This is a genomic window from Candidatus Nanosynbacter sp. TM7-076 (assembly GCF_022828325.1).
In the GTDB taxonomy this organism is placed as follows: domain Bacteria; phylum Patescibacteriota; class Saccharimonadia; order Saccharimonadales; family Saccharimonadaceae; genus Nanosynbacter.
This window is the reverse complement of the sequence record NZ_JAJQJS010000001.1, coordinates 113,970-120,039: the sequence shown is the minus strand read 5'-3', so window position 1 is coordinate 120,039 and position 6,070 is coordinate 113,970. Positions and strand designations below refer to the sequence as shown.

Here is a 6,070-nt window from a genome sequence, read left to right as displayed (position 1 = left end):
GCTGCCGGCAGCAATGGACTGGAAGCTGACGCCGGCTGGCATTTGGACGGCGACTGGGATGCGGGAGTTGGTGGTGGAGTTGTTACCTAATCGATCACCATATCCCCAGCAGTAGGCTTGACCAGTGGTGGTGAGGGCGCAGGTGTGGGCGTGGCCAGCGGCGATAAACTGGAAGCTGACGCCGGCTGGCATTTGGACGGCGACTGGGATGCGGGAGACAGCGGTCGAGTTGTTGCCTAGTTGACCACTACCACCATATCCCCAGCAGTAGGCTTGACCAGTGGTGGTGAGGGCGCAGGTGTGGAGGCTGCCGGCAGCAATGGACTGGAAGCTGACGCCGGCTGGCATTTGGACGGCGACTGGGATGCGGGAGTTGGTGGTGGAGTTGTTGCCCAGTTGACCTTGGTTATTCGCCCCCCAGCAGTAGGCCTGACCAGTGGTGGTGAGGGCGCAGGTGTGGAGGCTGCCGGCAGCAATGGACTGGAAGCTGACGCCGGCTGGCATTTGGACGGCGACTGGGATGCGGGAGTTGGTGGTGGAGTTGTTGCCCAGTTGACCTTGGTTATTCGCCCCCCAGCAGTAGGCCTGACCAGTGGTGGTGAGGGCGCAGGTGTAGCCGCCGTTAGAAGTAAATTGACTAAATGACCATTCCATATCTCCCATCACCGTCGCACTACTCTGACGAGTCAATAGATTTCCAACCATAAAGAATATGCCAACGACCACACAGATCATGAGGCTGGCAAACAAAACAAGCCGAGGACCAGCAAATCGCCGCTGATTGATCATTAATCTTTGGTTTTTATTCATTTCCGACATCATCGTATTAAGATGCACCTTCGACTTCTACTATTTTTATTAATAATTAACTTGTGGTTATCATTATAGCATAAGTTTTTTAATATAACATAAAAATTCTTATAATAATTGATCACCAAATTTTACCAAAATCATAACAACAGCCAAAGCGATGATTATCATCAGTAGAACTATGTCATAATCATTTTGAACAAATTTTTTTACTTTTTTTCCAGTGATAACCCCAGTTAGGATATTGTATCTTGTCATGCTACCAAAAATTAGCAACATGCCAACATCAAGTGTTAGACACCAAGGACACAACACCCCTATTTCCACAAAACTCATATAGAACATCCATAACGCAAAAATAAACCCAACACTGACGCCAATCTGCGCCGCAAACATAAACCAGCGCGGAAACTTAGTGCCAGCCAGCAACGCCACTGCAATTGTTACCATAACAGGCAAAGTCATCACGCCGATAAAACTATTTGGGAATCCTAAAATAGCCGCCGACCAATGATTCGCCACCGCCGAACAGCTCAGAGCCGAGCTAAAATCGCAACTTAATACAGCGTGAGAGTTTTTTGCTAATTCTAGAGATTCAATAGACAACACAAATGACGCCAATAGCCCTAGCCCACTACCGACGAGCATTACAAATGCCGCCAAATTTTGCTTTTTCAAATCTTCGTGAAATAGCCAGTTTCTGATTTTGCTAAACATAAAAACTCACTTCGCTAATTGTTGGTAGCGGTAAGCCACGCCAAAGATTTTGCAATTGACCACTGTCGCTCAGTGCGATAATTGTTGGATATTCCACAATATCATACACTTCGCAAAAATTATTACCTTCTGCAGAATCAGGGCTCATTTCCTCTAAAACCCGACCAGTTTGTCGGCTAAAATCACGCAAAAAGTCTGAAACTCGGCGCGCATAATCGCTTTCCGAACGATAAATCACAACTACTCGCATTATAATTCCCGCTCGCCCTTACTGCGTCGCTTCGCTAAAATCTCCACAAAATCGTCCAACGTCTTAAACTCGTAAAAAACACTAGCGAAACGAACATACGCCACTTCGTTGCGTTTTTCTAGCTCGTCCAAAACTTGATCGCCAATCTGTTTTGACGTAACTTCCGATTCGCCCAGCGCGTATAAAGAGTCTTCAACCGCCGTGATGATGTTATCGACTTCCTCGTCAGACTTAAAGAATTTTCCGACCGAACGGCGCGTCGAATTCGCCAATTTTACCCGGTCAAACAACTCGCGATCGCCATTTTTCTTTATCACTGCCAGGTTTGGTTTTTCAACTCGCTCATACGTAGTAAATCGCTTACCATCTGGGGTTTCCCTGCGACGTCGAATTGCGGCACCGTCAGAAACTTCGCGTGATTCAATAACGCGACTATTGCCGATATTAAACACCATTTTATCTACTCCTTGTTCTTCTTTCGTCGCCTCAGAAATGCCGGCGTATCATCCTCATCATCGTCAGCTTCAACGGTTGGATTTTCCCAAATATTAGTTTCTGGCTCAGTCGCAAAACTTTCGGCAGATTCTTCCTTGTCCAACTCTAGGTCAATATTTTTAACCATTTCGTCATCAACTTCTGTTTCAGCAGGTTTCGTGTCGTCGCCTACAGTCAAACTAACTTCCTGCTGACGGAATGTATCGCTATCAAATCCTGTCGCAATCACCGTAATAACCAGCTCGTCTTCCATTTCCGGCTTCAAAGTCGCACCAAAAATAATGTTGGCATTCGGACTAACAGCGCTAGTAATAATTTCTGCAGCTTCCTGGATTTCCGCCATACTCATATCGTAGCCACCAGTTACATTGAACAGCACACCTTTGGCGCCATCAATCGACACCTCAATTAGAGGACTTTCAATAGCTTGTTGCGCCGCCTGAACCGCTCGGTCGTCGCCGCTCGCTCGTCCAATTCCCATCAGAGCCGAACCGGCATTACTCATAATTGCCTTAACATCGGCAAAGTCAAGATTAATCAAACCATGCTCGGTAATCAGTTCAGAAATACCCTGAACACCCTGCCTTAAAACATCATCGGCAATCTTAAATGTTTCCAGTAGCGGCGTTCGGCGATCAATAGTTTGCAACAATCTGTCATTTGGAATAGTAATCAAGGTATCAACCTCGCGTCCCAAGTGAGAAATCGCCCAATCCGCGTTAACTCGACGTTTTTCGCCCTCAAAGCTAAACGGTCGAGTTGCCACGCCAACTACCAAAATACCAAGTTCACGCGCCACTTCTGCCACAACATAACCAGCACCGGAACCAGTTCCACCACCAGCACCAATTGTCACAAATACCATATCCGCACCTTCTAGCGCTTCCCTGATTTCGTCGCGAGATTCATTAGCTGCGGCCTCGCCAACAGTAGGGTCAGCACCAGCACCCAAACCATTAGTTGCGTCACGACCAAGATGAATCTTTATGTCAGCCTTCGAATTGTGCAACGCCTGAGCGTCCGTATTCATAGCAATAAATTGAACACCAGTTAGACCAGCGTCTTTCATTCGGTTAATAGCTGAACCACCAGCGCCGCCAACACCGACGACTTTTATGCTGGCAAATGTTTGAACTTCACTTGGTTGTATTTGCGGCATATATTCCCTCTCTTAATCCTTACATAAAGTATATCATTTATTTAAATCTAGCGAAAATATTTTTAAGTAAACCGCCAGCTTTTTTAGTGACATCATTTGCGCCAACTATCGGTTTTACCTGCTGCGAAATGCCCATAGAATCAATCAACATCAGACCAACCGCAGCCGAAAACTCCGCGCCTTTCACTTCATCGCTAACTCCGCTATAGCCAGCCGGAACACCCAAGCGTGCCGCCACGCTCAATTGATCTTTCGTAAACTCTACCATACCCTTGACTTTCGCCGCACCACCAACCAGCACAACGCCACTCGGCAGCTTTCCTAATCGCCCAGCTCGCTTCAGCTCTTTAGCAATCGCCTCAAAAATCTCTTCGTATCGCGCTTGAACAATCTCGTCAATTTCTTCTTGGTTAAACTTATATGTCTGCTTTTCAACCTTCGTCTCAACTTCACCCAAAGTCTCGCCGCCAAATCTCGCGTGCGCCAATTTCACAACTTCCGCAATTTCCGGATCTGTCCTAAGACCAATAGCCAAATCGTTCGTTACGTTCTGACCGCCCATTGGGATAACCGCCAGATGTTGCAAATCACCCTCTTCGTAAATAGCAATTCCTGTAGTTGCCGCACCAAAATCAATCACCGCAACGCCATTTTCACGCTGACTTTCCGTAAGAACGGATTGAGCTGCTGCCAAAACCGACGGAACAACAGACACAGCCTCAACCTTAGCCATTTCCGCCGACTTCTGTAAATTAGTAATGTGCGGGACCAAGCCAGACACGACATTCGCCCTAATTTCCAGACGCGCACCAGTCATACCGATTGGATCTTTAATATTATCCTGACCATCCAGCCTATACGCGTGTGCAATAATATCTAAAATCTCTCTATTCTGTGGCACTTTTCCAGTTGTAGCAACTTCCTCCAGCCTCAATATATCATCATGAGTAACTTCATTATTAACAGTTCCAACGGTAATCATTCCGTCAGCCTTAGTACTTAATAAATGAGAGCCGTTAATGCTCAATGTGGCTGCGTTAATCTGATGACCGCTCATTCGCTCAGCTGGCTCCAGGGCCTTATCAATAGCCTCAGCTGGGCCACTCAAATTCGTTACGGTTCCCTTTCGCATTCCGCTATTCGGCGCTTCACCGACACCAACAATTTTTGGCGCACCATTCTCTGCATCAATATAACCAACGACACAGCGCACGTTTTTTGTGCCAATATCAATTCCTACCACATATCGAGATTGCTCCTGCATAAGCTCTATTATACAGGTTATGCCTATAATTTGGCAAGCGAATTAGCCTAAAGCTTCGTCAGAATTTCAGCGCCAGTTTCAGTAATCAATACCGTATGCTCAAAATGCGCACCCAGACTGCCGTCTTTCATACTAATTGTCCAGCCGTCGCTGTCGGTAATAATTTTCTCACCACCCAAGCTCGCCATCGGTTCAATTGCAATTGTGTCGCCAGCGTGCAGCATCGGACCAGTTCCTCGCCTGCCGTAATTCGGAATTTCTGGCTCCATATGCATACTCAGCCCCACACCATGACCAACCAATTCACGGATTATACCAAGTTTAGCCTTCTTCAACACAGCTTCCACCCCCGCTGAAATATCGCCAACTCGCGTTCCATCGCCAGTTATCGCGTCAATTCCAGCATATAAACTCTGTTCTGTTGCGTGCAATAAATGTTTCTTCGCACCCTTAGGCTCCTCATCAACAACCATAGTAAAGGCACTATCCGTCTTCATTCCACGATAGCCAATCACCAAATCGAAGCTGACCACATCGCCCTTTTCAAAAACATATTCGGTCGGAAAAGAGTGCACCAATTGCTCGTTCGTCGATATACAGATCACTCCCGGGAACTTCACTTCGTCTGTAAGATAAGTCGCTTCTGCGCCAAAATCTTTAATTCTCTTGGCTACAAAATCATTAGCGTCCAGTTCACTCATTCCAGCCGTTACGGATTTTTTCAATTCATCGTAAATTATCGCAAGCATTTTGCCACACTCGCGCATATCTTTCATCTGTTGCGGCGTTTTTTCTCCGGTAATCAATTGACTCATTTTACGCCCTCAACGATACCGCGACTGACCAGCTCTCTCTCGATTTCATCATGAACTTGACCAACAGTCCCAACGCCGCTCATATGCACAATTGGAACACCATTGTCATTCAAATAGTTCAACATCGGGTAAATTTCACCTCGATAAATACTGAGCCGTTTGTCGATTGCTTCAGGCGTGTCGTCAACTCGACCGCGAACCCTCAAACGCTCCAGAATTTCATCGCGCGGAACTTCCAGCACAATCACCAACTTAACATCTTTTCCGTGATGTGAACGCGACTCAATCAGCCATTTAGCTTGCTCTAATTGCCTTGGATAGCCGTCCAAAATTACACCATTAATATCCTTAGCTTTATTAAGAGCCTCGCCCATTAAACCGTTGATAGTTTCTACTGGCACCAGTTCGCCAGATTGCATACGGTGAATCAATTCGCCATCGTGAGTATCGCGCAACAACTGCCCGGCGCTAAGCCATCGCCAACCGTGACGCGCCGCTAAAATCTGCCCCTGCACACTCTTACCAGCACCCGCCGGCCCAAAAAATACAATCATTTTTCC

Annotated in this window: 8 protein-coding genes; all 8 read right to left on the bottom strand. The window is 46.7% G+C overall.

Translation table 11 applies throughout. The annotated features are described in order from the left end of the window. Nucleotides 1-810: RCC1 domain-containing protein (locus tag LRM47_RS00630; protein ID WP_243822403.1), on the bottom strand; the 810-nt coding region annotated here is incomplete at its 3' end. Between the two features lie 108 nt (nucleotides 811-918). Next, the gene (locus tag LRM47_RS00625; protein ID WP_243822402.1) at nucleotides 919-1,527 is read right to left on the bottom strand and encodes a vitamin K epoxide reductase family protein; all 609 of its coding nucleotides are present in this window, start codon (nucleotides 1,525-1,527) and stop codon (nucleotides 919-921) included. Beyond that, nucleotides 1,520-1,777: a hypothetical protein gene (locus tag LRM47_RS00620; RefSeq protein ID WP_129634950.1), complete on the bottom strand. Its 258-nt coding sequence runs from the start codon at nucleotides 1,775-1,777 to the stop codon at nucleotides 1,520-1,522. Before LRM47_RS00620 ends, LRM47_RS00625 begins: the two co-directional genes overlap by 8 nt. Continuing rightward, nucleotides 1,777-2,232, bottom strand: coding sequence for a transcriptional regulator NrdR (nrdR, locus tag LRM47_RS00615; RefSeq protein ID WP_129632309.1), 456 nt, complete (start codon nucleotides 2,230-2,232; stop codon nucleotides 1,777-1,779). Before nrdR ends, LRM47_RS00620 begins: the two co-directional genes overlap by 1 nt. Before the next feature lie 5 nt (nucleotides 2,233-2,237). Then, the gene (gene ftsZ, locus LRM47_RS00610; RefSeq protein WP_129634948.1) at nucleotides 2,238-3,431 is read right to left on the bottom strand and encodes a cell division protein FtsZ; all 1,194 of its coding nucleotides are present in this window, start codon (nucleotides 3,429-3,431) and stop codon (nucleotides 2,238-2,240) included. A 37-nt stretch (nucleotides 3,432-3,468) separates the two neighbouring features. Continuing rightward, the gene (gene ftsA, locus LRM47_RS00605) at nucleotides 3,469-4,695 is read right to left on the bottom strand and encodes a cell division protein FtsA (RefSeq protein ID WP_129632303.1); all 1,227 of its coding nucleotides are present in this window, start codon (nucleotides 4,693-4,695) and stop codon (nucleotides 3,469-3,471) included. Between the two features lie 47 nt (nucleotides 4,696-4,742). Then, on the bottom strand, nucleotides 4,743-5,510 hold the full coding sequence (gene map, locus LRM47_RS00600) for a type I methionyl aminopeptidase (protein ID WP_243822401.1): 768 nt from the start codon (nucleotides 5,508-5,510) through the stop codon (nucleotides 4,743-4,745). Continuing rightward, complete coding sequence (locus LRM47_RS00595; protein WP_243822400.1) at nucleotides 5,507-6,064, bottom strand: adenylate kinase family protein; 558 nt, start codon at nucleotides 6,062-6,064, stop codon at nucleotides 5,507-5,509. The genes map and LRM47_RS00595 overlap by 4 nt, the downstream gene beginning before the upstream one ends. Nucleotides 6,065-6,070 lie beyond the last annotated feature (6 nt).